A 26,326-nucleotide genomic window follows, 5' to 3' on the forward strand; every position below is an offset into this window, starting at 1 on the left:
GTGACGAGAGGATGCCATGACGCGCTGCCCCCCCCTGCCCCACCGACCGACGCCGCTGCGCCTGGCGGCCATCCTGGCCGGGGCGCTGTGGCTGGGCGGCTGTGCGGCCCAGGGCGAGCGCACCGGCGATGCGGCCGGCCCCGCCGAGGCCTATACCCAGCTGGGCATGGCCTACCTGGAGCGGGACAACCTGAGCCGCGCCATGTCGGCGCTGGATCGCGCCCTGGAGATCGCCCCCAACAGCCCAGCGGCGCTGCAGGCCATGGCCATCGTCTACCAGCGCCAGGGCGAACACGAGCTGGCCGACACCACCTTCCAGCGGGCGCTGCGTGCCGACCCGGATTTTACCCGGGCGCGCAACAACTATGCGGCCTATCTGTATGACCGCGGTCGCACTCGCGAGGCCTGCGAACAGCTCGAGCAGGCCTCCCGGGACACCCAATACGCCAGTCGCGGGCAGCTGTTCGCCAACCTTGGCCAGTGCCAGTGGGAGCTGGGCGACGCGGCCGCGGCACGTACCAGCCTCGAGCGCGCCCAGGCGATCAACCCGCGCCATCCCCGCAGCTATTTCGCGCTGGCCGAACTCGAGCTATCGAAGGGCAACCTCGAGCGTGCCCAGCGGCAGCTGGAGGGCTTCATGCGTCTGGCCGGCTCGACCCCGGAGGCCCAGGCGCTGGCACGCGACCTCGCCGCCGCCCGTGGCGGGCCCGGCACCGTCTCACGCACCCTGGAATCCCCAAGTGGCGCTCCCTGATCAACGTTTCATGACGAAGGATGCTCAGCCATGAGCGACACCTACACAACAACCGATGCCGCCGACGTCACCTCACAGGCCTCTCCCGGTGAGCTGCTGCGCCGCGAGCGCGAGAACCAGGGCCTGTCCCGCGATGAGGTCGCCACGGCGCTCAACCTGCGACCCGCCGTGGTCGACGGCCTCGAAGCGGACGACTACGACCAGATCCCCATCGTCGCCTATCGACGCGGCTACCTGCGCGCCTATGCCCGTCTGCTGGGCATGGAAGACCGTACCGTGCTGGACGCCTACACCAGCCGCTTCGAGGGCGACGAACCGGAACGCCGGGTGACCCCGGTGCAGGTGACCCGCCCCCCCTCGCGGATCGGCGCCTGGCTGTTCAAGCTGGTCACCCTGCTGGTAATCGCCGGCCTGATCGGCCTGACCCTGATGTGGTGGCAGAGCCGCGGCGGCAGCGAGCCGCCCGATGTCGGCGACAGCGGACCGGTATCGGTGGACACCCTCGACGGCACCACCATCCTCGAGGAGGAGCCCGCCCCGGCGAGCGATGCAGGCCTGCCGCCGCTACCCGAGGAGGGCGTCGACCCGATCGACCCCGGCGCGCCCATCGCGCCGACACCGACCGTCCCTCCCGGCGAGGTGGACCCCCAGGGTGCGCTGCTGATTGCCACTGGCCCCGAGGCGCCGACCGTCGACGACGCCGCTGGCGAAGCCGAACAAGCCACCGAGGCTGCCGCCGACGAGGCGGAGCCCGAGCCGGTGGCGGAGGCCCCCGCCGCCGACCCGCGCCGCCTCGAGCTGACCTTCAATGAACAGTCCTGGACCGAGATCTTCGATGCCAACAACCAGCGCATCTTCGTCGGCCTGCAGGAACCCGGCACCTCGGCAAGCGTCGAAGGCGAACCGCCGTTTCGCCTGACCATCGGCAACGCCACCGGCGTCGAATTGATCTGGGCCGGCGAGAGCGTCGACCTCCGCGCTCGCGCCGGCGCCAACAACGTCGCCCGCTTCACTCTGGGAGAATGACCCGCCGCCATGCACGCTCAATCGCCCATCGTTCGTCGCAAGTCACGCCAGATCCACGTCGGCCAGGTGCCGGTCGGGGGCGGGGCCCCGATCTCCGTGCAGAGCATGACCAACACCAATACGCTGGACGTGGCCGCCACCGTGGCGCAGATTCGCCAGCTGGAAACAGCCGGTGCCGATATCGTGCGCGTCTCGGTCCCCGACATGGACGCCGCCGAGGCCTTCGGCCGCATCAAGCGCCAGGTCGAGGTACCGCTGGTGGCGGACATCCACTTCGACTACAAGATCGCCCTGCGCGTCGCTGAACTCGGCGTCGACTGCCTGCGCATCAACCCTGGCAACATCGGCAAGGAAGAGCGCGTGCGCGCCGTGGTATCGGCCGCCCGCGACAACGGCATCCCGATCCGCATCGGCGTCAACGCCGGCTCGCTGGAGAAGGACCTGCAGCGCAAGTACGGCGAGCCCACGCCCGAGGCGCTGGTGGAGTCCGCCATGCGCCATATCGATCACCTCGAGCGCCTCGACTTCCCGGACTTCAAGGTCAGCGTCAAGGCCTCCGACGTGTTCATGGCGGTGGCCGCCTATCGCCAGTTGGCCGGCATGATCGAACAGCCACTGCACCTGGGCATCACCGAGGCCGGCGGGCTGCGCTCGGGCACCGTCAAGTCCTCCATCGGCTTGGGGCTTCTGCTGATGGACGGCATCGGCGATACCATCCGGGTGTCGCTGGCCGCCGACCCGGTGGAGGAGATCAAGGTCGGCTTCGACATGCTCAAGAGCCTGCGCCTGCGCAGCAAGGGGATCAACTTCATCGCCTGCCCCAGCTGCTCGCGGCAGAACTTCGACGTCATCGGCACCATGAACGTGCTCGAAGAGCGCCTCGAGGACATCATGACACCGCTCGACGTCTCGGTGATCGGCTGCATCGTCAACGGCCCCGGCGAGGCCAAGGAGAGCGATATCGGGCTCACCGGCGGCAGCCCCGCCAACCTGGTCTATATCGACGGCAAGCCGGCCCGCAAGCTGCGCAACGACCACCTGGTCGACGACCTCGAGCGACTGATCCGCGAGAAGGTGCGCGAGAAGGAACAGGCCGAACAGGACCTGATCGCCCGTGGCCAGTGAGCCCGGCGCCAACAAGGAGTCAGCATTGAGCAAGACCGCAACCCGCAAGAAGATCCAGGCCATTCGCGGCATGAACGACCTGCTGCCGGAACAGTCGACCCTGTGGCAGTACTTCGAAGGCAAGGTACAGGCGCTGATGCGCCGCTACGGCTACGCCGAGATCCGCACTCCCATCGTCGAGCAGACCGCGCTGTTCGCCCGCTCCATCGGCGAGGTCACCGACATCGTCGAGAAGGAGATGTACACCTTCGAGGACCGCAACGGCGACAGCCTGACCCTGCGCCCCGAGGGCACGGCGAGCTGCGTGCGTGCCGCCATGGAGCACGGCCTGCTGCACAACCAGACCCAGCGCCTCTGGTACCAGGGACCGATGTTCCGCTACGAGCGCCCCCAGAAGGGCCGCTACCGGCAGTTCCACCAGATCGGGGTGGAAACCTTCGGCCTCGAGGGCCCGGACATCGACGCCGAGGTGATCCTGCTCTCGGCGCGGCTATGGCGCGAGCTGGGCCTCGCCGAGCATGTCACCCTGGAGCTCAATTCGCTGGGCTCCTCGGAGGCCCGCGCCGCCTATCGCGATACCCTGGTGGCCTACTTCGAGCGGCATCACGATCTGCTCGACGAGGACTCCCGGCGCCGCCTGGGGAGCAACCCGCTGCGCATCCTGGATTCCAAGAATCCGGCGATGGCCGAGATGCTCGCCGGCGCGCCCAAGCTGATCGACCACCTGGACGATGCCTCCCGGGAGCACTTCGAGGCGCTCTGCGCGATCCTCGATAGCGCCGGCATCGACTACGTGATCAACCCGCGGCTGGTGCGCGGCCTGGACTACTACGGCCGCACCGTCTTCGAGTGGACCACCACGGCACTGGGCAGCCAGGGCACGGTGTGCGCCGGCGGCCGCTACGACGGCCTGGTGGAGCAGCTCGGCGGCAAGCCGACCCCGGCGGTGGGCTTCGCCATGGGCATCGAGCGGCTGATCCTGCTGCTCGAGACCCTGGCGCTGGTGCCCGAAGCCGCCCTGGACGAGCTGGACGTCTATCTGCTGCCCATGGATGATAGCGCCACCGGCACCGCCCTGGTGCTGGCCGAGCAGCTGCGCGAAGCGCTGCCCGAGCTGCGCCTGCAGCTGCACTGCGGCGGCGGCAGCTTCAAGAGCCGCATCAAGAAGGCCGACCGCAGCGGCGCCCGCCTGGCGCTGCTGCTCGGCGAGGATGAGCTGGCCCAGGGCCAGGTAACGCTGAAGTTTTTGCGCGAGGAACGCGACCAGCAGCGCCTGCCCCGCGAGTCGCTGGCCGAAGGCCTCGCCCCCCTGCTGGCAGGCGGCAACCCCGCCTGAGGCGGGTGGCCTGGCCGGACGAACCGAATTGCCGTAAAGGAGACCGCCCGTGGCGGAGCTGAGAACCGAAGAAGAGCAGCTGGATGCGATCAAGCGCTGGTGGAAGGAAAACGGCACCTCGCTGATCGCCGGCGTCGCCATCGCCGTTGCCGGCGTGGTCGGCTGGAACGCCTGGCAGAACTACCAGGAGAATCAGGCCACCGCCGCCTCGCTGCGCTATCAGCAGCTGATCAACCTCACCGCCGGCAACGAACTGGACGAGGCCGCCATCCTCCAGGCCCGCGAGCTGGCCGACGAGATCGTCGACAGCCACGGCCGCACGCTGTATGCCGACCTGGCGCGGCTGATCGATGCCCGCCTGGCCGTTGCCCAGGAGGACCACGACGCCGCCCAGGCCGCGCTGCGCGCGGTGATCGACGCCAGCGGCCAGGAGTACCTGCAGGGCCTGGCCAGGCTGCGCCTGGCGCGCCTGCAGATCGCCCAGGGCGATGCCGACGGTGCCCTGGCCACTCTGGACAGCGGCGTCCCCGAGGCGCTCACGGCCCAGCGTGCGGACATCCGGGGCGACGCCTACCGGGCGCTGGGCCGCGACGACGACGCTCGCCAGGCCTGGCGCAGCGCCATGGCGGCCTCCCAGCAGCGCGACCAGCCACTCTATGGCGTGGAGCTCAAGCTCGACGACCTCGGCGAGGAGGAGGCGACCCTATGACCCCTTCCCTGATCCCCAGGGCGCCGCTGACGCTGGTTGCCCTGCTGGCCGTGTCACTGCTGGCCGGCTGCGCCAGCAAGTCAGAGCCGCGCTACACCCCCAAGGAGCTGCAGCGCTTCGAGGCCAGCGCCGAGCTCGACAGCGACTGGCGCCAGCGGGTCGGTCGCGGCCTGGGTCGCGCCCAGTACCCCATCGCACCGGACCTGGACGGCGGCGTGATCTTCGCCGCCGACGAGCGCGGCCGGGTAATGGCCGTGGACGCCGAGAGCGGCGAGCGGCTGTGGCAAAACGACCTGGAAACCGGCGTCTCCAGCGGCCTCACCGCCGTGGCCAACCAGATCTATCTGGGCACCCGCAACGGCGAGGTGCTGGCCCTGAGCCAGGAAGATGGCGAGGTCGTATGGCGCTCGCGGGTCTCCAGCGAAGTGCTGGCGCCCCCCCAGCCCAACCAGCAGCTGCTGGTGGTGCAGAGCGTGGACGGCGCCGTCACCGCGCTGGACCGCCACACCGGCGACGAGCGCTGGGTGCACACCAGCAGCCAGCCACCGCTGACCCTGCGTGGCACCGGCACCCCCCAGGTGATCGACCCGGTCACCTTCGCCGGCTTCGCCAACGGCAGGCTGACGACCCTGGACAACCGCAGCGGCCAGCCGCTGTGGGAGCGGCGCATCGCCGTCCCACAGGGACGCAGCGAGATCGAGCGCCTGGTCGACCTCAACGGTCAGCCGGTGTTGACCCCGGATGGGCGCCTGTTCGTGACCAGCTACAACGGGCGCCTGGTGGCGCTGGAAGCCACCAGCGGCAATATCCTCTGGGAGCGCGAGCACTCCAGCTACCTGACACCGGTGCTGGTCGGCAATGTGCTGTTTACCGTCAACGAGGCCAGCCACATCATCGCCCTGGACGCCGACAGCGGCACCGAGCTATGGCGCAACCGCGACCTGGAAGGCCGCTGGCTGACCTCGCCGGCCTTCGCCGACGGCAACCTGGTGCTGGGCGATTTCGAAGGCTACCTGCACCTGGTCGACACCCGTAGCGGCGACTTCGTCGCCCGCACCCGCATCGACCGCTCCGGCATCAGCGTGCGCCCGCTCACCGACTACCGCCGGATCTATGTGCTGGCCAACAACGGCCGCCTCGAGGCCCTGGACCTTCGCCGATGACTCCCGTGATCGCCCTGGTCGGCCGCCCCAACGTGGGCAAGTCGACCCTGTTCAACCGCCTGACCCGCTCCCGGGACGCCCTGGTGGCCGACTTTCCGGGGCTGACCCGGGACCGCAAGTACGGCAACGGCCTGCTCGGCGGCAAGGCCTATACGGTGATCGACACCGGCGGCATCAGCGGCGACGAGGACGGCATCGACGCGGCCATGGCCGAGCAGTCGCTGGCGGCCATCGATGAGGCCGACATCGTGCTGTTCCTGGTCGACGCCCGGGCCGGGCTCAACGTCGCCGACCAGGCCATCGCCAACCATCTGCGGGTCAACCAGAAGAAGACCTGGGTGGTGGTCAACAAGACCGACGGCCTGGACGAGGCCACCGCCACCGCCGAGTTCTGGGAGCTCGGCCTGGGCGAGCCGCGCCCCATCGCCGCCGCCCACGGACGCAACGTCACCGCCCTGATCGACGAGGTGCTCGCCCCCTTCCCGGAGCGTGACGAGAGCATCCCCGCGGACACCGGCACCAAGGGCATCCGCATCGGCGTGATCGGGCGCCCCAACGTGGGCAAGTCGACCCTGGTCAACCGCCTGCTCGGCGAGGAGCGGGTGGTGGTCTTCGACGAGGCGGGCACCACCCGCGACGCCATCGAGATCCCCTTCGAGCGCCGCGGCAAGCCCTATGTGCTGGTCGACACCGCCGGCGTACGGCGGCGCAAGAACGTCAGCCAGATCGCCGAGAAGTTCTCGATCATCAAGACCCTGGAGGCGATCAAGGAGTGCCACGTCGCCATCATGGTGCTGGATGCGCGCTCGGGCCTGGTCGAGCAGGACCTGCACCTGCTCGACTATGTGCTGACCACCGGCCGCGCCCTGGTGCTGGCGGTCAACAAGTGGGACGGCCTGGAGGCCGAGGCCAAGGACAAGATGCGCGCCGAGATCAAGCGCCGCCTGGGCTTCGCCGACTACGCCGAGCTGCACTTCATCTCGGCGCTGCACGGCACCGCGGTGGGGGATCTCTACCCCTCCGTCGAGCGGGCCTTCGCCTCGGCAAACGCTCACTGGTCCACCAACCGTCTGACCACCATCCTCCAGGATGCGGTCAGCGAGCATCAGCCCCCGCTGGTCCACGGGCGACGCATCAAGCTGCGCATGGCCCACCAGGGCGGCAGCAACCCGCCGATCATCGTGGTCCACGGCAACCAGACCGAGTCGCTGCCCGAGGCCTATCGGCGCTACCTCACCAACACCTTCCGCAAGGTGCTCAAGGTGCGGGGCACGCCGATCCGCTTCGAGTTCCGCTCCGGCAAGAACCCCTACGACCCGCTGGCCGGCGCCAGCGACCGGGAGAAGGCCAAGAAGCGCGAACTCTCCCGTACCAAGGAGGCACGCCAGAGCCGCCGCCGCTGATCCCACCTCAACCGCCCCGACAGCGCCCGACCCGCCCCAGCGCGGGCCGGGCGCTGTCGCTTTTTGGCCACTTCCCCGCTCCCCGGGAATGACGCAGAATCCGCTTGGCACACTCCCCTTGACAGCAGGGCTCGCCGGCCCTCGAATACGCCGATTTTTCGCCGCAGCATAGCGGCATTCGGGCCCTGCCCTACGCTCCCCGACGCATTCCAACAGGAGGCACCCTCGCTAATGTCTCGTCTCGTTTTCGCCCGCACCCGGCGCTGGCGGCTACTCGCGCCGCTGTGCCTCGCTGCCCTGCTCGCCGGCTGCCTGGCGCTGCCCCAGACCGGCCTGTTCGCCTTCCGCCTGGCGGTGACCTCGCTGGGGGTAGAGGAGGTGCGCATCGGCCCCTACGCCGTGGATGCCCGCCTCGACACCAGCGATATCATGTCGCTGGCACTCTCGAGCCTCGGCGCCGGCAGCCTGCCGGTGCAGGCGACCCTGGCCATGGGCCTGGGGCTGCCCGCCGGCATGCCCCCGGTGGAGATGTCCGGCTTCCGCTGGACGCTGGACATGCCCGGGGTGGACCCGGTCAGCGGCAACTACGAGCAGGACGTGACCCTCACCTCGGGTGACGATGCCAACCTGCGCCTGCCGGTGGCCTTCGACCTGCTGGGCGGCGGCCGCGAACAGCTTCGCCCCATGGTGGAACTGGCAAGCCAACTGGCCCGCCAGGGTGAGCTGCCCGCCGGCAGCGAGCTGGCCATCACCCCCGGCGACCTGCGCGGCCTGGGCATGACCCTGCCCGCCGGTCTGCTCACCCCCACCATCCGCCTGGGCGTGGGAGAGGACGGCAGCCTGATTCCGCGGAGGTAATGCTACGGTCGACTCGGGGCTGTTCCGGGGACAGGCCTCCCCTACTTCCCGTGCAGGCGCCGGCGGCCCACCCACTGGTTGGCGAACTGCCAGGCGCCGCGGCCGCTGCGCCCGCCGCGCAGGGTGGCGAAGCGGATCGCCTCGGCGCGGGCCTCGGCGTTCCAGTCCTCCCGCTTGCCCAACTGGGTGACCCAGTGGCAGCACGCCTCCAGGTAGATGTCCTGGTTGAAGGGGTAGAAGCCCAGCCATAGCCCGAAGCGGTCGGAGAGCGAGATCTTCTCCTCCACGGCATCGCCGTGGTGCAGCTCCTCACCGACCAGCTGAGTCTCCGTGTTGTCGGCCAGCGACTCCGGCAGCAGGTGGCGCCGGTTGGAGGTGGCGTACAGCAGCACATTGGGCGGCGGGCCGGTGAGGGCGCCGTCGAGCACGCTCTTCAGCGCCTTGTAGGCGTCGTCGTGGCCCTCGAAGGAGAGGTCGTCACAGTAGACCACGAAGCGCTGGTCGTGGTGGCGCAGCTGCTCCACCAGCAGCGGCAGCCCGGCCAGGTCATGGCGGTCGACCTGCACCAGACGCAGCCCCTCCGGCGCCAGGCTGTTGAGCAGGGCACGGATCAGCGACGACTTGCCGCTGCCCCGGGAGCCCCACAGCAGCGCATGGTTGGCCGGCAGCCCTTCCAGGAAGGCGCGGGTGTTGTCCACCAGCGCCAGCTTCTGGCGCTCGATGCCCAGCAGGTCGTCCAGGCTCAGGGCATCGCGCGGCGGCACCGGCAGCAGCCGCCCGCCCAGGGTATGGCGCTGCCACAGCGCGGCCACGTGGCGCTGCCAGTCGACCTCCTCGGGCACCGGCGGCAGCCAGTGCTCCACATGGTCCAGCAGGTTACGCAGGCGACGTGACAGCTCGGGGTCCATGTTCTTCTCCTTCTACATAATGTTGCTGGATAGACGACACTCGCCTGGGGCTGATCTGGCGACAAGCCTCGCTGAGTTAGCCTGACTCCTGATGGCGACGGTTGACCTGGCGGTTGTTCGGGGTATCTTGTGGCGAACCGTCATCCCCGTCCAGGGTCATACAGGTCCCGGATACACGAGGAATTCCATCATGCGCTGGATTCGCTGTCTTGCCGTGGGCGTCCTGACCCTGACGCTCACCGCCTGCGCTACCTCCCCCACCGGCCGCCAGCAGCTCACCCTGGTGTCCGATGCCCAGCTCAATCAGATGGGCCAGCAGGCCTTCAAACAGTATCAGCAGGAGCTGCCCAGCGCGGGTGACGCCTCTCAGCGCTATGCCCAGTGCGTGGCCGGCGCCCTGGTCCGGGTGCTGCCCGAGCGCGAGCGCCAGCAGGACTGGCAGATCCGCGTCTTCGAGGAGGAGCGCGCCAACGCCTTTGCGCTGCCCGGCGGCTACATGGGGGTGACCACCGGCCTGCTGGAAATCGCCGAGACTCAGGATCAGCTCGCCGCCGTGGTCGGCCACGAGATCGGCCACGTCCTGGCCCGCCATGCCAACGAGCGGGTCTCGACCCAGATGGCCACCGAGCTGGGGCTCTCGGTACTCTCCACCACCGCCAGTATGCAGGGCCCCGGCGGCCAGCAGCTGATGGGCGCGCTGGGCCTGGGCGCCCAGTTCGGTATCCTGCTGCCCTTCTCGCGTCGCCACGAGAGCGAGGCCGATGCCATCGGCCTGCGGCTGATGGCCGACGCCGGCTTCGACCCGCGGCAGAGCCTGGCGCTGTGGGATAACATGAGCGCCGCCAGCGGCGACGGCCGGCCACCGGTGTGGATGTCCACCCACCCCAGCCACGGCCAGCGCGTGGCCGGCCTGCAGGCGCAGATGGACAGCGCCATGGCCCGCTACGAGCAGGCGCGCCAGGCGGGCCGACAGCCCGACTGCCGGCGCCCCTAACACTGATTTATTGCTGCGCTCAGGCTCTTGATAAAGACCGCTGGCCGCCGGCGGTCCCGGAACGCCGGCCCGGTTCAATCCTCATTGAGCCGCCTGTCAACTCCGGTTGCTCCGTTCCGGCGGCGGTCAGCCTCTCTTCGCTCGCGACATAAATCAGCGCTTCCCCAATCCCTACACCAACTCTGGAATGCGAATGCTGAAACTCGGACTGCTGCTGCTGATCGTACCGCCCCTCACCCTGATGGGCCTGTACTTCTGGGAACTGGGGGACGTGCGCGAGTGCACCCTGGTGCAGGAGGGCTACTGGGACTACCTGGAAGGGGTGTGCCGCGACACGCCGCAGCGCTTCGTGTCCTGGGTGGAGCGTCAGCCGCTGCTGGTCAACGGCGGCATGCTGCTGTCGGTAGTGGGTGTGGGGCTGTGCATGGTGGGGCTCTACGTCAAGCGGCGCTGAACCGCCTCCCCTCAGGCCAGACGCCCGGTCAGCGTCAGCGCCACGGCCGCCACCATGACCAGCGCCGCCGTGGCGGTGCCCAGCGCGCCAAACAGCCGGCGCTCGTCCGTCCGGCGCAGCGCGGCGACCCCCATGCCCAGCGCGATCAGCTGCAGGCCGAGGAGAAACAGCAGCTCCACGCCGACCACGCTGATGCCCTGTGGGTGCCCGCCATTTTCTCCCGCCGCGCTGGTGGCGATGATCGAAGCCGCCACCGCCAGCCCCGCCAGGAAGACGGCGCCGAACAGTGCGATCAACAGGGACACGATGCCCAGGCTGGAGTGGCGGAGGGGAGTTGGCATTAGACGCCTCCTGTCACAGGCCTGATATGCCATCGCGGGGCCAGGCCGATACGCCTCACAGCGAACACCGCAACATCTCCAACACCGGCGCGGTGTCGGGTCGCTTGCCGCGCCACTGGAAGAAGGACTCGGCGGCCTGCTCCACCAGCATGCCCAGCCCGTCAACGCCATGGGCGCCGCGCTCGGTGGCCCACTGCAGAAACACCGTGGGCTCGGCGCCATACATCATGTCGTAGGCGGTGGCGCCCTCGGCGAACAGGTCGTCGGGCAGCGGCGGCAGGTCGCCGGCCAGGCTCGCGCTGGTGCCGTTGATCACCAGATCGAAGGGGCCGGCCAGGTCATCGAAGCCGCCGCCCCGTATCTTGCCCAGGTCGCGGAAGTCGGCGGCCAGGGCCTCGGCCTTGGCCGCGGTGCGGTTGGCGATCACCAGGCTCGCCGGCGACTCGGCCAGCAGCGGTTCGAGCACGCCGCGCACCGCCCCGCCGGCGCCCAGCACCAGCACTCTGGCGCCAGCCAGGCTCATGCCTTGGCGCTTGAGGTCGCGCACCAGCCCCACCCCATCGGTAGTGTCGCCATGGGTGGTGCCGTCATCGGCCAAGATCAGGGTATTCACCGCTCCGGCGCGGCTTGCCCGTTCGCTGAGACGATCGCAGAGGCGGAAGGCCTCCTCCTTGAAGGGCACGGTAACGTTGGCGCCGCGCCCGCCCTCGGCCACGAAGGCGCGCCAGGCGCCGACGAAGTCGTCCAGCGGCGCCTCGATGGCGGTGTAGTCAATATCTTCCCCGGTCTGCTTGGCGAAGGCGGCATGGATGGCCGGCGATTTGGAGTGGCCTACCGGGTGGCCAAAGACACAATAGCGATCGGTCATAAGCTCGTCTCTTTCACAGCTTAATGCTTCCTTGTGCGGCTTCTCCGTCGACAGGTCTACGAAGAGGCGCTGTGAATCCCTCCCTGGACGCTACCGATGCCCTCCATGGCATCGGACCTCTTCTTCGACCTGCCCCCGGCGCCTCTTGTCGCGCCAGTTGGGAAGGCATTGGCTCATTCCCCCAGCCAGTCGCGGGGGCGCAGATAATCATCATAGAGTCGCGCCTCGGCGCTGCCGGGCTCGGGCTCCCAGGCGTATTCCCAACGGGCCAGCGGCGGCATCGACATCAGGATCGACTCGGTGCGCCCGCCGCTCTTCAGCCCGAACAGAGTGCCGCGGTCCCACACCAGGTTGAATTCCACGTAACGGCCGCGGCGATAGAGCTGGAAGTCGCGCTCGCGCTCGCTCCAGGGCGCCCCCCGGCGGCGCTGCACGATGGGCAGGTAGGCATCGAGGAAGGCGTCGGCCACGGCGCGCTGGAAGGCGAAGCTCTTTTCGAAGCCCCACTCGTTGAGGTCATCGAAGAAGAGCCCGCCCACGCCGCGGGTCTCGTCCCGGTGCTTGAGATAGAAGTAGTCGTCGCACCACGCCTTGAAGCGCGGGTAGACGTCGTCGCCGAAGGGGGCGCAGGCATCGCGGGCCACCCGGTGCCAGTGCTGCACATCCTCCAGCACCGGGTAGAAGGGGGTCAGGTCGAAGCCGCCGCCGAACCACCAGACGGGCTCTTCCCCGGCCTTCTCGGCGATAAAGAAGCGCACGTTGCCGTGGCTGGTGGGCACGTGGGGGTTCTCCGGGTGCAGCACCCAGGAGACCCCCACGGCATGGAAGCTGCGCCCGGCCAATTGCGGGCGGGCCGCGGTGGCGGAAGGCGGCAGCCGCTCCCCGAACACATGGGAAAAATTGACGCCGCCCTTCTCGAAGACCCCGCCGTGTTCGAGCACCCGGGAGCGCCCACCGCCGCCGCCCTCGCGCCGCCAGGCATCCTCGCGAAAGCTCGCCCGGCCATCCTCGGCGGCCAGGCCGGCACAGAGCCGCTCCTGCAGCTCGAGCAGGTAGGTCTTGACGTCGTCGAGATAGGCGTGGGCCACGTGCCCTCCTGTGGGGATGTCGCAAAAAACCGGGGTGTCGAGTGTCGCTCGGTCAACCGCGCAGCACCCGCCCGCTGATCAGATCACGGATGGTGCTGGGCCGCTCGAGGCCGCCGAGCTCCCCCTCGACGACGGCGTCGAGCTCATCGCCGAAGGCCGCCCGGACCGCCTCGGCACTCAGCGCCGGCGGCTCGCCCGCCCGATTGGCCGAGGTGGAGACGATGGGACCGCCGAAGGCCTCGCACAGGGCGATCACCCCGGGGTGGTCGCTGACCCGCAGCGCCACGCTGTCGTGGGCGCCACGCACCAGCGCATGGGTGCGGCCGTTGTCGGGCACCAGCCAGGTGTTGGGCCCGGGCCAGCTGGCGGCCAGGGGGGCATGCAGCTCCAGCGGCAGGCCCTCGAGCCAGGGGCCAAACTGCGTGATGCTGCCGGCGATCAGGATCAGCCCCTTGGCCGGGTCGCGCTGTTTGAGCCGCAGCAGGTGCGCCACCGCCTCATCGTTGTCCGGGTCGCAGCCCAGCCCCCAGACGGCCTCGGTGGGGTAGGCGATCACCCCGCCGGCACGCAGCGCGGCAACGGCATGGGCAAAAGAAGCAGCCTGGGACATAGCGGTTCGATCCTCAAGGTCACGGTCAAGAAGATGGCTGAACTACCGGAGACAGGCCTGGGACAGGCCGGCATCCGGCCAGCCCCATGTTATCACGCCCGTGAGCCTGTCGGGTTTAGCCGGTCGTCACGATTCGCAGTAGATCAGTATTAACCCCGACAGGCTCCTAGGTGCCGCCCGGCAGGCGCACCCAGCCGCCCGGGGCCTGGGCCGCCTGGCCTTCCAACTCCAGTTCCAGCAGGCGGCGCTGACAATCGGGCACCGCCAGGCCGGTCAGCGTCACCAGGGCGTCGAGGGGTGACGGGGTATCGCTGAGCCAGCGCAGCAGCGGGTCGCCCGGGTCCTGCGTCGCGGGCGGGGCCAGGGGCGCGGCGGCGGCCACCGCCCACTGGCTCAGCTCCTCGAGGATATCGTCGACCCGGCGCACCAGCACCGCGCCCTGGCGAATCAGCCGCAGGCAGCCACGAGCCTGGGGGTTGTGGATCGAGCCGGGCAGCGCGAAGACCTCGCGGTTCTGCTCCATGGCGAGCCGCGCGCTGACCAGCGAGCCACTCTTCTCGGCGGCTTCCACCACCAGCACCCCGAGGGAGAGGCCGGTGACGATACGGTTACGGCGGGGAAAGAAACCGGCGCGGGCCCGGGTGCCGGGCGGGTGCTCGGCGAGCAGCAGCCCGCCGCCCTCCACCAGCTGTCGATAGAGGTCGGCGTGGCGGGGCGGGTAGATGACGTCCACCCCACAGCCCAGCACCGCCACGCTGCGCCCGCCGGCCTCGAGCGCCGCCCGCTGGGCCGCGCCATCGATCCCCAGCGCCATGCCGCTGACCACGCACCAGTCACGGGCCACCAGCTCACGGGCGAAGGCCGCCGCATTGGCCAGCCCTTCCCGGGTGGGGCGCCGCGAGCCGACCATGGCCAGCGCCGGAGGCCTGAGCGCCTCGAGGTCGCCCAGCGCCCAGAGCACCGGCGGGGGGTCACTGATCTGGCCGAGCAGCCCCGGCCAGGCCGGGTGCCCGGCGTGCAACAGGTGGCGCCCAGGGCCTTCGGCCAGCCAGGCCTGGTCGGCCTCGATCTCGGCCGTCAGCGGGCTGCGCGCCGGATGGTCGAGCCATAGCCGCAGCGCGGTGGCGGCCTGGCGTGGCAGCCGCGCCAGCCAGCCATCGGGCCAGGGCGGGGCGGCGGCGGCGATCTCGGCGAGACTCGCCGCGCCCATCCCCGGCAGACGCGACAGCGCCAGCCACTCGCGGGCCTGGAGCCGCTCGACGCTCACCGATGCGCCACCCCGGCCGCCGGGCTATGCACCCGATCCCCCACCGCCAGGGTGCGGGTGGCGCGCATCACCAGGCCATAGCTCATCTTCCGATAGGGGCGAAAGACCATCACCAGCCCCGCCTCGGTGCCGGGCAGGCGCAGCGTCTCGCCGGTGCGCGGGTCGCTGACCCGCTCGCCGAGCTGCTCGACCTGGAGCACATGGCCCGGCGCCAGGCCGTCGCGGCGCCCCCGGTCCAGTGCCACCACCTGCAGTCGGCCGATGAAGCGCACCCCGCCGGGCACCGCCAGAATCTGCCCGTCCACCGCCTCGTCCGGCGCACGCGGCATGAAATCCCGCGTCAGCTCACGACCCTCCAGCGGCAGCACGATATCGTTGTTGCGAATCTCCTGGCTCGCCGAGAGCGCCTCGAGTACGGCGATATCGCCCTCCTGGCGCTCCAGCCTGGCCTGGCCCACGCTCTCCAGCTCCAGGCCCAGCAGTTCGCCGGTCGCGGCATCGGTGTAGCGCTCGCCGATGCGATAGATGCCGTAGCGCGGCCCGCGCTCGAGGTGGCCGCGGGCATAGAGCCGATCGCCGGCGCCGCTGATGAGGCGCCGATCGTCGCCGGCCACCACATAGGCCAGTTCCTCCAGCGCCTCGGGGTCGTCGATCACCCGATGGTCGCGCAGGAAATGCTGCACCGCTTCCAGCGGAATCGGCTCGATGGCCTCGCGCGGCGGAATTCGGCGCACCTCCGGGGAGAGCCGCACCTCACCCTGACCGCGCTCCAGCCCCAGGCAGGGTCGGCCGTTGCAGTCGTAGAGATAGATGACATCGCCGGGATAGATCAGGTGCGGATTGCGGATCTGCGGGTTGACCTGCCAGACCTCGGGCCACTGCCAGGGATGATGCAGAAAGCGCCCCGAGATGTCCCACAGGGTATCGCCCCGCACCACGGTATAGCGTTCCGGGGCGTCGCCGCGCAGCCCCTGCTGCCAGCTCGGCGGCTGCGCCATGACGGCACCGCTGCCCAGCAGCAGCGCCGTGCACAGCGCGACCGCAAGCCGTCCGACCCGACGCGTACGAGACCAGCCACCGTTCACCCTTGCGCTCATCCCTGTCTCCCCTGGCTTTCGCATCCACGCCCCTGGCCGTGCCCCCGGGAACCGGACCGGCATGCTATAGTCTGATGCTATTGTGATGATACGGAGCCGGAGAGTTTCACCCGAGGCTCCGCCGCCCTAGAATAGGGGCATCCCCTGATGACAGCATAACGGTGATTCCAACGCCATGGCTAAATTACCCATCCTCGAATTTCCCGACGAGCGGCTGCGCACCAAGGCGGCGCCGGTCGAGACGGTCGATGACGAGGTGCGCCAGCTGGTAGACGACATGCTCGAGACCATGTACGACGCCTACGGCATCGGTCTCGCCGCCACCCAGGTGGATGTCCACCGCCGCGTGATCGTGATGGACGTCAGCGACGACCGCTCTCACCCGCTGGTACTGATCAACCCCGAGTACAGGCCCGTGGGCGACGAGCGCGAGCCGATGTCGGAAGGCTGCCTGTCGATCCCGGAGTACACCGCCGAAGTGCCCCGCGCGCTGAAGGTGCACCTCAAGGCGCTGGACCGCGACGGCCAGCCCTATGAGCTGGAGGCCGACGGCCTGCTGGCCCACTGCATCCAGCACGAGTGTGACCACCTCGAAGGGGTGCTGTTCGTCGACTACCTCTCGCCGCTCAAGCGTGAGCGGGTACTCAAGAAGATGCAGAAGCGCCACCGCCAGATGCAGCCGGCCTGAGCCGCTGCCCAAGGCGCCTGGAAGGCCGTGCCCGTCTCCCGACGGGCACGGCCTTCGTCGTTTGCGCCCGGCTCCGTTATCATAATGAAGCATCCATTCAGGCAAGGCCCTCGACACCATGTCCCGACCCCTGCGCGTCATATTCTCCGGCACCCCCGACTTCGCCGCGGCGAGCCTCACTGCCCTGCTGGCCAGCCGCCACCCGATCGTCGCCGTCTATACTCAGCCGGACCGCCCCGCCGGTCGCGGCCGCAAGCTGACCGCCAGCCCGGTCAAGCGGCTGGCGCTGGAACACGACCTGCCGGTGCGCCAGCCCGAGACCCTCAAGGCCCCCGATGTCCAGGCCGAGCTCGACGCCTTCGAGGCCGACATCATGGTAGTGGTAGCCTACGGCCTGATCCTGCCCCGGGCGGTGCTCGACACTCCCCGGCTGGGCTGTCTCAACGTCCACGCCTCGCTGCTGCCGCGCTGGCGCGGAGCGGCGCCGATCCAGCGGGCCATCGAGGCCGGCGACGACGAGAGCGGGGTGACCATCATGCAGATGGATGAGGGCCTGGACACCGGCGACATGCTGCTGACGCGGCGCACCCCGATCACCGCCACCACCACCGGCGGCGAGCTGCACGACACCCTGGCCGCGCTTGGCGGCGAGGCGATCGTCGAGGCGCTGGACGCCCTGGCCGAGGGCGGACTGCCCGCCACGCCCCAGCCCGAGGCCGGCGTCACTTACGCCGCCAAGCTCAGCAAGGCCGAGGCAGAACTGGACTTCGCCCGCCCGGCCGCCGAACTGGCGGCCCGCATCCGCGCCTTCAACCCCTGGCCGGTGGCCTGGTGCCCGCTGGGTACGGAACGCCTGCGCCTGCTGATGGCCGAGGCGGCAGCGGCCAGCGGGGAAGCGCCCCGGCCGCCGGGCACCCTGCTCGAACACGACACGGACGCCCTGCGCATCGCCTGCGGCGAGCACGGCCATGAGGTGCTGCGGGTAAGCCGCGCCCAGCTGCCCGGCGGCAAGCCGCTGGCGGTGCGCGACCTGCTGAACGCCCGCGGCGACCGCCTGCCCCCCGGCCTGCGCCTGGGCCACACTCGTAAGGAGACGTCTTGATGCACCGCTCCACTCCCGCCACCCGTGCCGGCAAGTCGCTGCAGGACGGTGGTCAGGCCGTGCGCGCCAGCGCGGCCCGCGCCCTGGCACCGGTGATCACCGGCAAGGGGTCACTGGCCGACCTCGACGACCACCAGGTAGTCGCCCGCGACCGGCCGCTGTTCAAGGCCATGTGCTACGGCGTCTGCCGTACCCTGCCACGGCTCGAAGCGCTGGCGGAGCGGCTGCTCAAGAGCCCCTTCAAGACCCGCGATGCCGACGTCCAGGCGCTGCTGCTGGTGGGCATCCACCAGCTGCTCTACCTGCGCATTCCGGCCCACGCCGCGGTGGGCGAGACCGCCGGCGCGGCGCGGCTGCTCGGCAAAGAGTGGGCCACCCGGGTGATCAACGGCTGCCTGCGCCGCCTGCAGCGGGAGTCCGCCGCGCTGCAGGCCGAGGTCGACCGCGACCCGGCGGTGGCGCTGCTGCATCCCAAGTGGCTGCTCAAGGCGCTGCGCCAGGCCTGGCCCGACGACTGGCGTGCCATCTGCGAGGCCAACAATCTTCCCGGCCCGATGACGCTGCGGGTCAACCGCCGCCACGGCGACCGTGAAGCCTATCTGGCACGGCTGATCGATGCCGGCATCGAGGCCCGGCTGTGCACCCACTCCCCCGACGGCCTGGTGCTGGAGACCCCGGTGGATGTCCAGGCGCTGCCCGGCTTCAGCGAGGGCGCCATCAGCGTCCAGGACGAGGCCGCCCAGCTGGCCGCCGAGCTGCTCGGCCCGGCGCTGGCACCGCGCCCCGGCGGCCGGGTGCTGGACGCCTGCTGTGCACCCGGCGGCAAGAGTGCCCACCTGCTGGAGCTGTTCGACATCGAGCTGCTGGCACTGGACAGCGACGCCGCGCGCCTGGCCCGGGTCGAGGACACCCTGGCGCGACTGGGGCTCTCGGCCACCCTGGTCCATGACGATGCCACCCGGCGGGACTGGTGGGACGGCACGCCGTTCGATGCCATCCTGCTCGACGCCCCCTGCTCCGGCACCGGAGTGATCCGCCGCCATCCGGACATCAAACGCCTGCGCCGGCCGTCGGATATCGCCAAGCTGGCCGAACTGCAGGCGCGGATGCTGGAGAACCTCTGGCCGCTGCTGCGCCCGGGCGGCTCGCTGCTCTACGCCACCTGCTCGGTACTGCCCGAGGAGAACGCCGACCGGATCCGCGACTTCCTGGCCCGCACCCCGGACGCCGAGGTCACCACCCCCTCCGACGTCGGCTGGGGCCGCCCCGCCGGTGCCGGCCGCCAGCTGCTGCCCGAGCCCGACAGTCATGACGGTTTCTACTATGCCAGACTGAAAAAAGTACCAGCCTGAGAAAAGTGCCAGACTGAGGAAGTGCCGGCTGAGCCGGCCCCTAACCTTGCCACGCCAACCCGGAGGTGCCATGAGTAACCACGTCTACAAACACGTCGAACTGACCGGCTCATCGGAGGAGAGCATCGAGGCCGCCATTCAGAGCGCCATCGGCAAGGCCTCGCAAAGCCTGCACGGCATGCGCTGGTTCGAGGTCGTGGACACCCGCGGGCATATCGAGAACGGCCGAGTGGCCCACTGGCAGGTGACGCTGAAGATCGGCTTCACCCTGGACTGAGGGCGGTGCCGGGCCCCGGCCCGGCCTGTCTTTTTGGCCATGGCTGGTTTAGGCTTGCCGTCATTGTCTTGCAGCGCACCATGTGCGCCGTCATTGCTTGCGTCGGACCCAACAGCCCATGAAGATCATCATTCTCGGCGCCGGCCAGGTCGGCGGTACCCTCGCCGAACACCTGGCTCGCGAAGAGAACGACATCACCGTGGTGGACACCGACGGTGAGCGTCTGCGCGAACTGCACACCAAGCTCGACATCCGCACCGTGGTGGGGCCCGGCTCCTACCCCATGGTGCTGCGCCAGGCCGGCTGCGAAGATGCCGACATGCTGATCGCGGTGACCAGCCAGGACGAGGTCAACATGATCGCCTGCCAGGTCGCCCACACCCTGTTTCGCACCCCCACCAAGATCGCCCGGGTCCGCGCCACCGCCTACCTGACCCGCAAGGGGCTGTTCGCCCACGAGGCGGTGCCCATCGACGTGTTGATCAGCCCCGAGCAGGTGGTCACCGACCATATCCGCCGGCTGATCGAACACCCCGGCGCCCTGCAGGTGCTGGAGTTCGCCGGCGGCCTGGTGCAGCTGGTGGCGGTCAAGGCCTTTTACGGCGGGCCGCTGGTGGGCCAGGAACTGGGGTTTTTGCGCCGCCATATGCCCAGCGTCGACACCCGGGTGGCGGCCATCTACCGCCGCAACCGGCCGATCATCCCCCGCGGCGACACCACCATCGAGGCCGATGACGAGGTCTTCTTCATCGCCGCCCGCCGCGACATCCGTGCGGTGATGAGCGAGCTGCGCCGGGTCGACCGCGACTTCCGCCGGGTGATGATCGCCGGGGGCGGCAACATCGGCGAGCGCCTCGCCGAGCACCTGGAGCACAGCCACCAGGTCAAGATCATCGAGCACGGCATCGAACGCTGCACGGTGCTCTCCGAACGCCTCGACCGCACCGTGGTGCTGCACGGCAGCGCCACCAACAAGCGGCTGCTGGAAGAGGAGAACATCGACGAGTGCGATATCTTCTGTGCGCTGACCAACGACGACGAGGTCAACATCATGTCGTCGATGCTGGCCAAGCGCATGGGTGCCAAAAAGGTGCTGACGCTGATCAACAACGCCGCCTACGTGGACCTGGTGCAGGGTGGCGAGATCGACATCGCCATCTCGCCCCAGCAGGCCACCATCGGCAGCCTGCTGACCCACGTGCGGCGCGGCGACATCGTCAATGTCCACTCGCTGCGCCGCGGCGCCGCCGAGGCCATCGAGGCGATCGCCCACGGCGACATGCAGTCCTCCAAGGTGGTGGGCCGCGCCATCGGCGAGATCGACCTGCCCCGCGGCACCACCATCGGCGCCATCGTGCGCGGCAAGGAGGTGCTGATCGCCCACGACAACGTGGTGGTGGAGTCCGGCGACCACGTGATCCTGTTCGTGATCGACAAGCGCCGCATCCGCGACGTGGAGCGCTTGTTCCAGGTCGGCCTGACCTTCTTCTGATGACGACCCCCAGGGTCCCACGCGACGCAAGGAACGCCGCCCGATGAGCCTGCGCATCATTCTTCGCATCCTGGGCCTGCTGCTGATGCTGTTCAGCCTGACCCTGATGCCGCCGATCCTGATCTCACTGCTGTTCGGCGACGGCCAGTGGGATGCCTTCGCCATCGCCATCCTGATCACGGTGGCCACCGGGGGGCTGATGTACCTGCCCAACCGGCGCGCTCACAAGGAGCTGCGCACCCGCGATGGCTTCCTGATCGCCGCGCTGTTCTGGAGCGTACTGGGGCTGTTCGGCTCGCTGCCGCTGATGCTTACCGGCGACGCCGCCCTGTCGCCCACCGACGCGGTATTCGAATCCTTCTCGGGGCTGACCACCACCGGCGCCACGGTGATCACCGGCATCGAATTTTTGCCCGAATCGGTGCTCTACTACCGCCAGCAGCTGCAGTGGCTGGGCGGCATGGGCATCGTGGTGCTGGCGGTGGCGATCCTGCCGACCCTCGGCGTTGGTGGCATGGCACTGTACCGCACCGAGATCCCGGGCCCGCTGAAGGACTCCAAGCTCACCCCGCGCATCACCGAGACCGCCAAGGCGCTATGGTACATCTACGCCGCCCTGACCCTGACCTGTTTCGCCGCCTACTGGGCGGCGGGCATGGACTGGTTCGACGCCCTGGGTCACAGCTTCTCCACCGTGGCCATCGGCGGCTTCTCCACCCACGACGCCAACATCGGCCACTTCGACAGCGCCCTAATCGAGCTGATCTGCGTGGCCTTCCTGATCATCTCGGCGATGAGCTTCAGCCTGCACTTCCTGGCCTGGCGCGGCAAGCAGCTCAAGCACTACCTGCAGGACCCGGAGGCGCGCTTTCTGCTGCTGTTCCTCGGCGGGCTGACGCTGATCACGGTGGTCTCGCTGTGGCTCACCGGCGTCTACGGCGACGAGACCCAGCGGGCCATGCGCCACGGCCTCTTCCAGGTGGTCTCGGTGGCCACCACCTCCGGTTTCGGGGTCGCCGACTTCTCCGCCTGGCCGGGCGCGCTGCCCTTCCTGCTGTTCGTGGCGGCCTTCGTCGGCGGCTGCTCGGGCTCCACCGGCGGGGGCATGAAGGTGATCCGTATCATCCTGATCCTGAAGCAGGGGATGCGCGAGGTGATGCGCCTGATCCACCCCAATGCGGTGATCGCGGTGAAGGTCGGCAAGGTGAGCGTGCCGGACGGCATCGCCCAGGCGGTGTGGGGCTTCTTCTCGGTCTATCTGATGCTGTTCTTCCTGATGCTGGTGGGGGTGATGGCCACCGGCGTCGACCAGGTCACTGCCTGGTCAACGGTCGCCTCGGCGCTCAATAACCTGGGCCCGGCGCTGGGCGAGGCCTCGGCCCACTACGGCGACCTGCCGGTGATGGCCAAGTGGATCCTGGTGATGGCGATGCTGCTGGGCCGCCTGGAGATCTTCACCGTGCTGGTGCTCTTCACCCCGGCTTTCTGGCGCAGATAGCGACAGGTGCACGCGGGGCGTCGGCAACGGCCTTGGACACCAAGCCAGCGGCGATAGCCGAACAGGTTGCACCGGAGTTTGGCCTGCCGCGGCCCTTCGTGGATAATCGAGCTCTCACACCTTCAAGCCCGAGCGTCCATGACCGACTCCCAGGATCCCGTGATCGACCCCGGCCCAACCGAGGCCCTGAGCGGCCCGCACCGCATCGTTGAACTCGACGGCACGCGCTATACCCTGCTGGGTACCGCCCACGTCTCTGCCGAGAGCGCCGAGGACGTGCGCCGCCTGATTCGCTCCGGCGACTTCGACGCCGTGGCCATCGAACTGTGCGACTCCCGCCACCAGAACCTCAGCGACCCCGACGCCCTGGGCGGTCAGGACCTGTTCGAGATCTTCCGCCAGGGCAAGGCCGGCATGGTCGCCGCCAGTCTGGCGCTGGGCGCCTTCCAGCAGCGCGTCGCCGAGCAGTCCGGCATCGAACCCGGTGCCGAGATGCGCGCCGCCCTGGAGGAGACCCGCCGCCGGGAGCTGCCGCTGCTGCTGATCGACCGCGACGTGGGCATCACCCTCAAGCGCATCTATCACAACGTGCCCTGGTGGCAGCGCTTCTCGCTGTTCTCGGGGCTGCTGGGTAGCGTGCTCTCCCGTCAGGAGGTCAAGCCCGAGGAGATCGAGCGGCTCAAGGAGGGCGATGTGCTGGAGTCGACCTTCAGCGAGTTCGCCGCCGAGTCCGAGGCGCTGTTCACCCCGCTGATCACCGAGCGCGACCGCTACATGGTGATGCGCCTGGCCGAGGACGCCCCGCCGGGGCGCTACCGCAACGTGCTGGTGGTGATCGGCGCCGGCCACTTGAAGGGCATGGCCGAGACCCTCGAACAACCGCTGCCACCCTCGCCCCGGGAGGAGCGTGAAAAGCTCGACACCACGCCGCCGCCCTCGAAGATGTGGCGGGCCCTGCCCTGGCTGGTCACGGTGCTGGTGCTGACCGGCTTCGCCATCGGCTTTTCGCGCAACACCGAGCTGGGCTGGCAGCTGGTCAGCGAGTGGTTCCTGATCAACGGCGTTTTCTCGGCGCTGGCCACCACCATTGCCCTGGCGCACCCGGTCACCATCGCCGCCACCTTCTTCGCCGCCCCGCTCACCTCGCTGAATCCGACGATCGGCGCCGGCTTCGTCGCCGCCGGAGTGGAGCTGTTCATGCGCAAGCCCAAGGTGCGCGACTTCTCGACCCTGCGCCACGACGTCACCGAGCTCAGGGGCTGGTGGCGCAACCGGGTCTCGCGCACCCTGCTGGTGTTCATGCTGGCCACCCTGGGCTCGGCCGCCGGCACCTGGGTGGCGGGATTTCGCATCGCCGGGGCGCTATTTGGCAGCGGCAGCTGATTCTACCGGCCAATAACCACCACTGCTGGCGTGCCTTGCCACGCCAGCAGGCAATACCCGCCCTGCCTGCCCTGTCACTCATGATCAAGGAGCTCGGTATCCTGCTTGCTCTCGACCGGGTAAGCACGAGCAAACGCCTGGATCACCTGCGCCACCACCTTGCGCTGCTCGACGGGCAGTTCCAGATAGCGCTGGATCACCACTCTTTCTTCCCCACTGATAGAAGTCTCCCACTTGCCTCGGGACTCCCGTATCTGCCGGCCAACGGCCTCACCGTAGCGCAGCACATGAGGCTCGATCTCGAGCCACTCGGCTAGCACCTGTAGCTTCTCCTGCTTGGGTAGAGCCTCTCCGCATAGCCAGCGCCTGACCCCCTGCAGGGTCACAGGCTTGCCCCAATAGCGCAGATTGAACTCACGCTCGAGGACGGCTGGACGGGGCTCATAGCCAGCAGCCCGCATGGCAGCCGCCAACCGCTCGGAGAAAGCAGTCTTATCGTTCATTGCGGCAACTTGCCGCACACACGGCACGCCAAGGTAAACTCTGGTTGAACAAACATGTGAACCAATGGTTAAATTAACAAAATAGAAGATTACCTCTGCCTAAAAAACCGAAGCTCAGGCGCAAGGTAACCACAGGCAACCCGGCCTGTCGGGAACCGGCCAAGGAAAAAGCCATGGACTCGCTGGGAATGGATCTCGAAGCGAGCGAATACAGTGCGGCACTGAAGCACGACACCCGAGCCATTCAGCCGCATGGCTGCCTCGTCACCGTCGATCGGCAGTGGTGCCGCATCAGCGTGGCCAGTGCCAATCTGGAGCATTTTTTTGCGCAGACGGCCGACGAGGCCCTCGCCCATTCTCCGCAGCGGCTACTCGGAACACGCCTGACCAGGGCATTGCAGCAAGCGCTATCGCAATGCCCCCAAACGGGGCCGAGTCAGTACGCCGCTCGACGGCTGAGATCGGCCGGGCACTCCCTGCTGGTGGCCGCGCACGGCACGCAGTCGGGCGCCACCCTCGAGATCGAGCCGCTCGACAGTGTGCAAGACGACCTGGCTTGCCAAGCCATCTCCTGGGGCAACCGGATTGCCGAATGTAACGACGAAGACCAGCTTATCGACCTACTGCTGGGTGCGGTTCGCAACCTCAGCGGCCATGATCAGGCATCGATTCATCACCTGCCCCCGGCGGCCCATCCTGGGCCAGGTAGCTTCTCCTCACTGCGCATGGTCGCCGACACTCAGGCCGCTCCCATTCCCCTCATTGGCAAACCACGGGCGAGCGGTGCATCGCCATCCAGCGAGCTACTGGCCTTGCCAGCCACAGAGGCCCAACGGCTTCGCCAGAGCGGAATCCGTTCCATCCTGGCGATCTCCCTCGATGAGGACGCCGCAACACCATGGGGGACGCTGATCCACTACAGTAATGTGCCGCTACACCTCCCCTCACCGTTGCGCCGTCTGCTTTGGCTGCTCTCACGAACTGCCCTGCAACGACTCCACCTGCTGGAAGCACGCCGCAACCTGCAGCACAAGCAGCGCTTCCTGGACGCCTATCCGAAACTCAGCAATGACAGTCAGCGGCGCCTGCCCATTCACACCCTCCGCAAAGCCAGCCAAACGTGGCTGGCTGACTTCCGAGCATGCGGCATGCTCCTCATCCATGGCAATCAGATCAATGGCGTTGGCATACATCCCGAAAAATCGACGCTGTGCGAGATCATACAGTTCCTGAACTCACATGATCGGCAACTCCCCTGGGCCAGCCACGATCTATCCCAGACCCCGCTCGCTCAGCTGGCGCAAGATAGCCGGGTCAGCGGCATGCTCGCCGCCCCTTTGAGCCTAAGCGACACAGCCAGCGGATGGTTGCTTTTTTTTCGCCCGCCCCGTTCCACCGGCAACCCCAGCCAACCATGGAGCCGCTCCGACCTGCACAATGGCCAAGAACTGGCACGCTTTCTGTCTACCGATATGAAGGTACGCTACGCGAGAAAGCTAACCCTCAAGCTGCAGGAGCACAATGCAACTCTGATGCAGCTAGCGCATACCGACCCCGTCACCCAGATTGCCAACCGGCATCACATCGAGCAGATTCTCGATACCGAGCTACTCGCCAGCGAAAGAGACCACACACCCTGCTCACTGTTGCTGTTCGACATAGATCACTTCAAGCGCATCAATGACACCCATGGCCACAACACTGGCGACAAGGTCCTGCGGCGACTCGCCCATGAGGTCCAGGCGCGCCTGCGAGCAACCGACCACCTGGGCCGCTGGGGCGGCGAAGAGTTCCTGATTATCGCTGCCGGGTGCCGATTGGATGCAGCCGTTGAGCTGGCCAACAGGCTATGTCATGACATTCCCACCCTGTCCATTCCCCCGGTGGAGCGGATATCCGTCAGCATTGGCGTCACTCGCTGGGAGCCCGGCGATACACCCAGAAGTATCATACGGCGCGCGGACCTCGCGATGTACGAGGCCAAAGATGCAGGACGCAGCTGTGTTCGCGTAGCCGCCCCTCCATAACCG

Annotated in this window: 26 protein-coding genes; 18 read left to right on the plus strand and 8 right to left on the minus strand. The window is 68.6% G+C overall.

Annotated features, from left to right (window positions below; genetic code table 11):
• Positions 1-16 precede the first annotated feature (16 nt).
• The 8 genes from pilW (at position 17) to HOP52_RS12395 (ending at position 8,374) form a co-directional block, all read left to right on the plus strand.
• The gene (gene pilW / locus HOP52_RS12360) at positions 17-754 is read left to right on the plus strand and encodes a type IV pilus biogenesis/stability protein PilW (protein WP_238977695.1); all 738 of its coding nucleotides are present in this window, start codon (positions 17-19) and stop codon (positions 752-754) included.
• Between the two features lie 30 nt (positions 755-784).
• Positions 785-1,780, plus strand: a complete 996-nt coding sequence (locus HOP52_RS12365) for a RodZ domain-containing protein (protein WP_238977696.1) — start codon at positions 785-787, stop codon at positions 1,778-1,780.
• Positions 1,781-1,789: 9 nt separating this feature from the next.
• Positions 1,790-2,905 (plus strand): flavodoxin-dependent (E)-4-hydroxy-3-methylbut-2-enyl-diphosphate synthase, encoded by a 1,116-nt coding sequence (gene ispG / locus HOP52_RS12370; RefSeq protein WP_238977697.1) that lies wholly within the window; start codon positions 1,790-1,792, stop codon positions 2,903-2,905.
• A 25-nt stretch (positions 2,906-2,930) separates the two neighbouring features.
• On the plus strand, positions 2,931-4,241 hold the full coding sequence (gene hisS, locus HOP52_RS12375) for a histidine--tRNA ligase (RefSeq protein ID WP_238977698.1): 1,311 nt from the start codon (positions 2,931-2,933) through the stop codon (positions 4,239-4,241).
• A 49-nt stretch (positions 4,242-4,290) separates the two neighbouring features.
• A complete protein-coding gene (locus tag HOP52_RS12380) occupies positions 4,291-4,950 on the plus strand; it encodes a YfgM family protein (RefSeq protein WP_238977699.1) in 660 nt (219 codons plus the stop codon).
• Complete coding sequence (gene bamB / locus HOP52_RS12385) at positions 4,947-6,113, plus strand: outer membrane protein assembly factor BamB (protein ID WP_238977700.1); 1,167 nt, start codon at positions 4,947-4,949, stop codon at positions 6,111-6,113. Before HOP52_RS12380 ends, bamB begins: the two co-directional genes overlap by 4 nt.
• A complete protein-coding gene (gene der, locus HOP52_RS12390; protein WP_238977701.1) occupies positions 6,110-7,516 on the plus strand; it encodes a ribosome biogenesis GTPase Der in 1,407 nt (468 codons plus the stop codon). The genes bamB and der overlap by 4 nt, the downstream gene beginning before the upstream one ends.
• 231 nt (positions 7,517-7,747) lie before the next feature.
• Positions 7,748-8,374, plus strand: coding sequence for a hypothetical protein (locus tag HOP52_RS12395; protein WP_238977702.1), 627 nt, complete (start codon positions 7,748-7,750; stop codon positions 8,372-8,374).
• Between the two features lie 41 nt (positions 8,375-8,415).
• Here HOP52_RS12395 and HOP52_RS12400 read toward each other — a convergent pair whose 3' ends face one another.
• Positions 8,416-9,282 (minus strand): ATP-binding protein, encoded by an 867-nt coding sequence (locus HOP52_RS12400; RefSeq protein ID WP_238977703.1) that lies wholly within the window; start codon positions 9,280-9,282, stop codon positions 8,416-8,418.
• A 190-nt stretch (positions 9,283-9,472) separates the two neighbouring features.
• Between HOP52_RS12400 and HOP52_RS12405 the strand changes: the two genes are divergently transcribed.
• Together HOP52_RS12405 and HOP52_RS12410 are read left to right on the plus strand one after the other, a co-directional pair.
• A complete protein-coding gene (locus tag HOP52_RS12405; protein WP_238977704.1) occupies positions 9,473-10,276 on the plus strand; it encodes a M48 family metallopeptidase in 804 nt (267 codons plus the stop codon).
• Positions 10,277-10,469: 193 nt separating this feature from the next.
• Positions 10,470-10,730 carry a hypothetical protein gene (locus tag HOP52_RS12410; protein ID WP_238977705.1) on the plus strand — a complete coding sequence of 87 codons (261 nt, stop codon included), beginning with the start codon at positions 10,470-10,472 and terminating at the stop codon, positions 10,728-10,730.
• An 11-nt stretch (positions 10,731-10,741) separates the two neighbouring features.
• Here the strand turns inward: HOP52_RS12410 and HOP52_RS12415 are convergent, their stop codons facing one another.
• The 6 genes from HOP52_RS12415 to HOP52_RS12440 all read right to left on the minus strand — a co-directional run bounded on the left by HOP52_RS12415 (position 10,742) and on the right by HOP52_RS12440 (position 16,001).
• Positions 10,742-11,071: a hypothetical protein gene (locus HOP52_RS12415; RefSeq protein ID WP_238977706.1), complete on the minus strand. Its 330-nt coding sequence runs from the start codon at positions 11,069-11,071 to the stop codon at positions 10,742-10,744.
• Positions 11,072-11,126: 55 nt separating this feature from the next.
• Positions 11,127-11,939 (minus strand): shikimate dehydrogenase, encoded by an 813-nt coding sequence (gene aroE / locus HOP52_RS12420; RefSeq protein ID WP_238977707.1) that lies wholly within the window; start codon positions 11,937-11,939, stop codon positions 11,127-11,129.
• Positions 11,940-12,112: 173 nt separating this feature from the next.
• Entirely contained in the window at positions 12,113-13,027 is a 915-nt protein-coding gene (hemF, locus tag HOP52_RS12425; RefSeq protein WP_238977708.1) for an oxygen-dependent coproporphyrinogen oxidase, read from the minus strand.
• Between the two features lie 52 nt (positions 13,028-13,079).
• A complete protein-coding gene (tsaC, locus tag HOP52_RS12430; protein ID WP_238977709.1) occupies positions 13,080-13,637 on the minus strand; it encodes an L-threonylcarbamoyladenylate synthase type 1 TsaC in 558 nt (185 codons plus the stop codon).
• A gap of 166 nt (positions 13,638-13,803) precedes the next feature.
• The gene (gene dprA, locus HOP52_RS12435; protein ID WP_238977776.1) at positions 13,804-14,847 is read right to left on the minus strand and encodes a DNA-processing protein DprA; all 1,044 of its coding nucleotides are present in this window, start codon (positions 14,845-14,847) and stop codon (positions 13,804-13,806) included.
• 53 nt (positions 14,848-14,900) lie between these two features.
• A complete protein-coding gene (locus HOP52_RS12440) occupies positions 14,901-16,001 on the minus strand; it encodes a LysM peptidoglycan-binding domain-containing protein (protein ID WP_422677711.1) in 1,101 nt (366 codons plus the stop codon).
• A gap of 175 nt (positions 16,002-16,176) precedes the next feature.
• Here HOP52_RS12440 and def point away from each other — a divergent pair, with 175 nt between their 5' ends.
• From def to HOP52_RS12475, 7 genes are all read left to right on the plus strand, one after another.
• A complete protein-coding gene (gene def, locus HOP52_RS12445; RefSeq protein ID WP_238977710.1) occupies positions 16,177-16,689 on the plus strand; it encodes a peptide deformylase in 513 nt (170 codons plus the stop codon).
• 118 nt (positions 16,690-16,807) lie between these two features.
• A complete protein-coding gene (gene fmt / locus HOP52_RS12450; RefSeq protein ID WP_238977711.1) occupies positions 16,808-17,791 on the plus strand; it encodes a methionyl-tRNA formyltransferase in 984 nt (327 codons plus the stop codon).
• Positions 17,791-19,143: a 16S rRNA (cytosine(967)-C(5))-methyltransferase RsmB gene (gene rsmB, locus HOP52_RS12455; protein WP_238977712.1), complete on the plus strand. Its 1,353-nt coding sequence runs from the start codon at positions 17,791-17,793 to the stop codon at positions 19,141-19,143. Before fmt ends, rsmB begins: the two co-directional genes overlap by 1 nt.
• A gap of 70 nt (positions 19,144-19,213) precedes the next feature.
• The gene (locus HOP52_RS12460; RefSeq protein WP_238977713.1) at positions 19,214-19,420 is read left to right on the plus strand and encodes a dodecin; all 207 of its coding nucleotides are present in this window, start codon (positions 19,214-19,216) and stop codon (positions 19,418-19,420) included.
• Between the two features lie 118 nt (positions 19,421-19,538).
• A complete protein-coding gene (gene trkA, locus HOP52_RS12465; RefSeq protein ID WP_238977714.1) occupies positions 19,539-20,912 on the plus strand; it encodes a Trk system potassium transporter TrkA in 1,374 nt (457 codons plus the stop codon).
• Positions 20,913-20,955: 43 nt separating this feature from the next.
• Positions 20,956-22,410, plus strand: a complete 1,455-nt coding sequence (locus HOP52_RS12470) for a TrkH family potassium uptake protein (protein WP_238977715.1) — start codon at positions 20,956-20,958, stop codon at positions 22,408-22,410.
• A gap of 138 nt (positions 22,411-22,548) precedes the next feature.
• Positions 22,549-23,793 carry a TraB/GumN family protein gene (locus HOP52_RS12475; protein WP_238977716.1) on the plus strand — a complete coding sequence of 415 codons (1,245 nt, stop codon included), beginning with the start codon at positions 22,549-22,551 and terminating at the stop codon, positions 23,791-23,793.
• 74 nt (positions 23,794-23,867) lie between these two features.
• Here HOP52_RS12475 and HOP52_RS12480 read toward each other — a convergent pair whose 3' ends face one another.
• Positions 23,868-24,296, minus strand: coding sequence for a transcriptional regulator (locus HOP52_RS12480; protein WP_238977717.1), 429 nt, complete (start codon positions 24,294-24,296; stop codon positions 23,868-23,870).
• Positions 24,297-24,469: 173 nt separating this feature from the next.
• Here HOP52_RS12480 and HOP52_RS12485 point away from each other — a divergent pair, with 173 nt between their 5' ends.
• Positions 24,470-26,323 carry a sensor domain-containing diguanylate cyclase gene (locus HOP52_RS12485; protein ID WP_238977718.1) on the plus strand — a complete coding sequence of 618 codons (1,854 nt, stop codon included), beginning with the start codon at positions 24,470-24,472 and terminating at the stop codon, positions 26,321-26,323.
• Positions 26,324-26,326 lie beyond the last annotated feature (3 nt).

Source organism: Billgrantia campisalis (assembly GCF_022341425.1).
Taxonomy (GTDB): domain Bacteria; phylum Pseudomonadota; class Gammaproteobacteria; order Pseudomonadales; family Halomonadaceae; genus Halomonas; species Halomonas campisalis.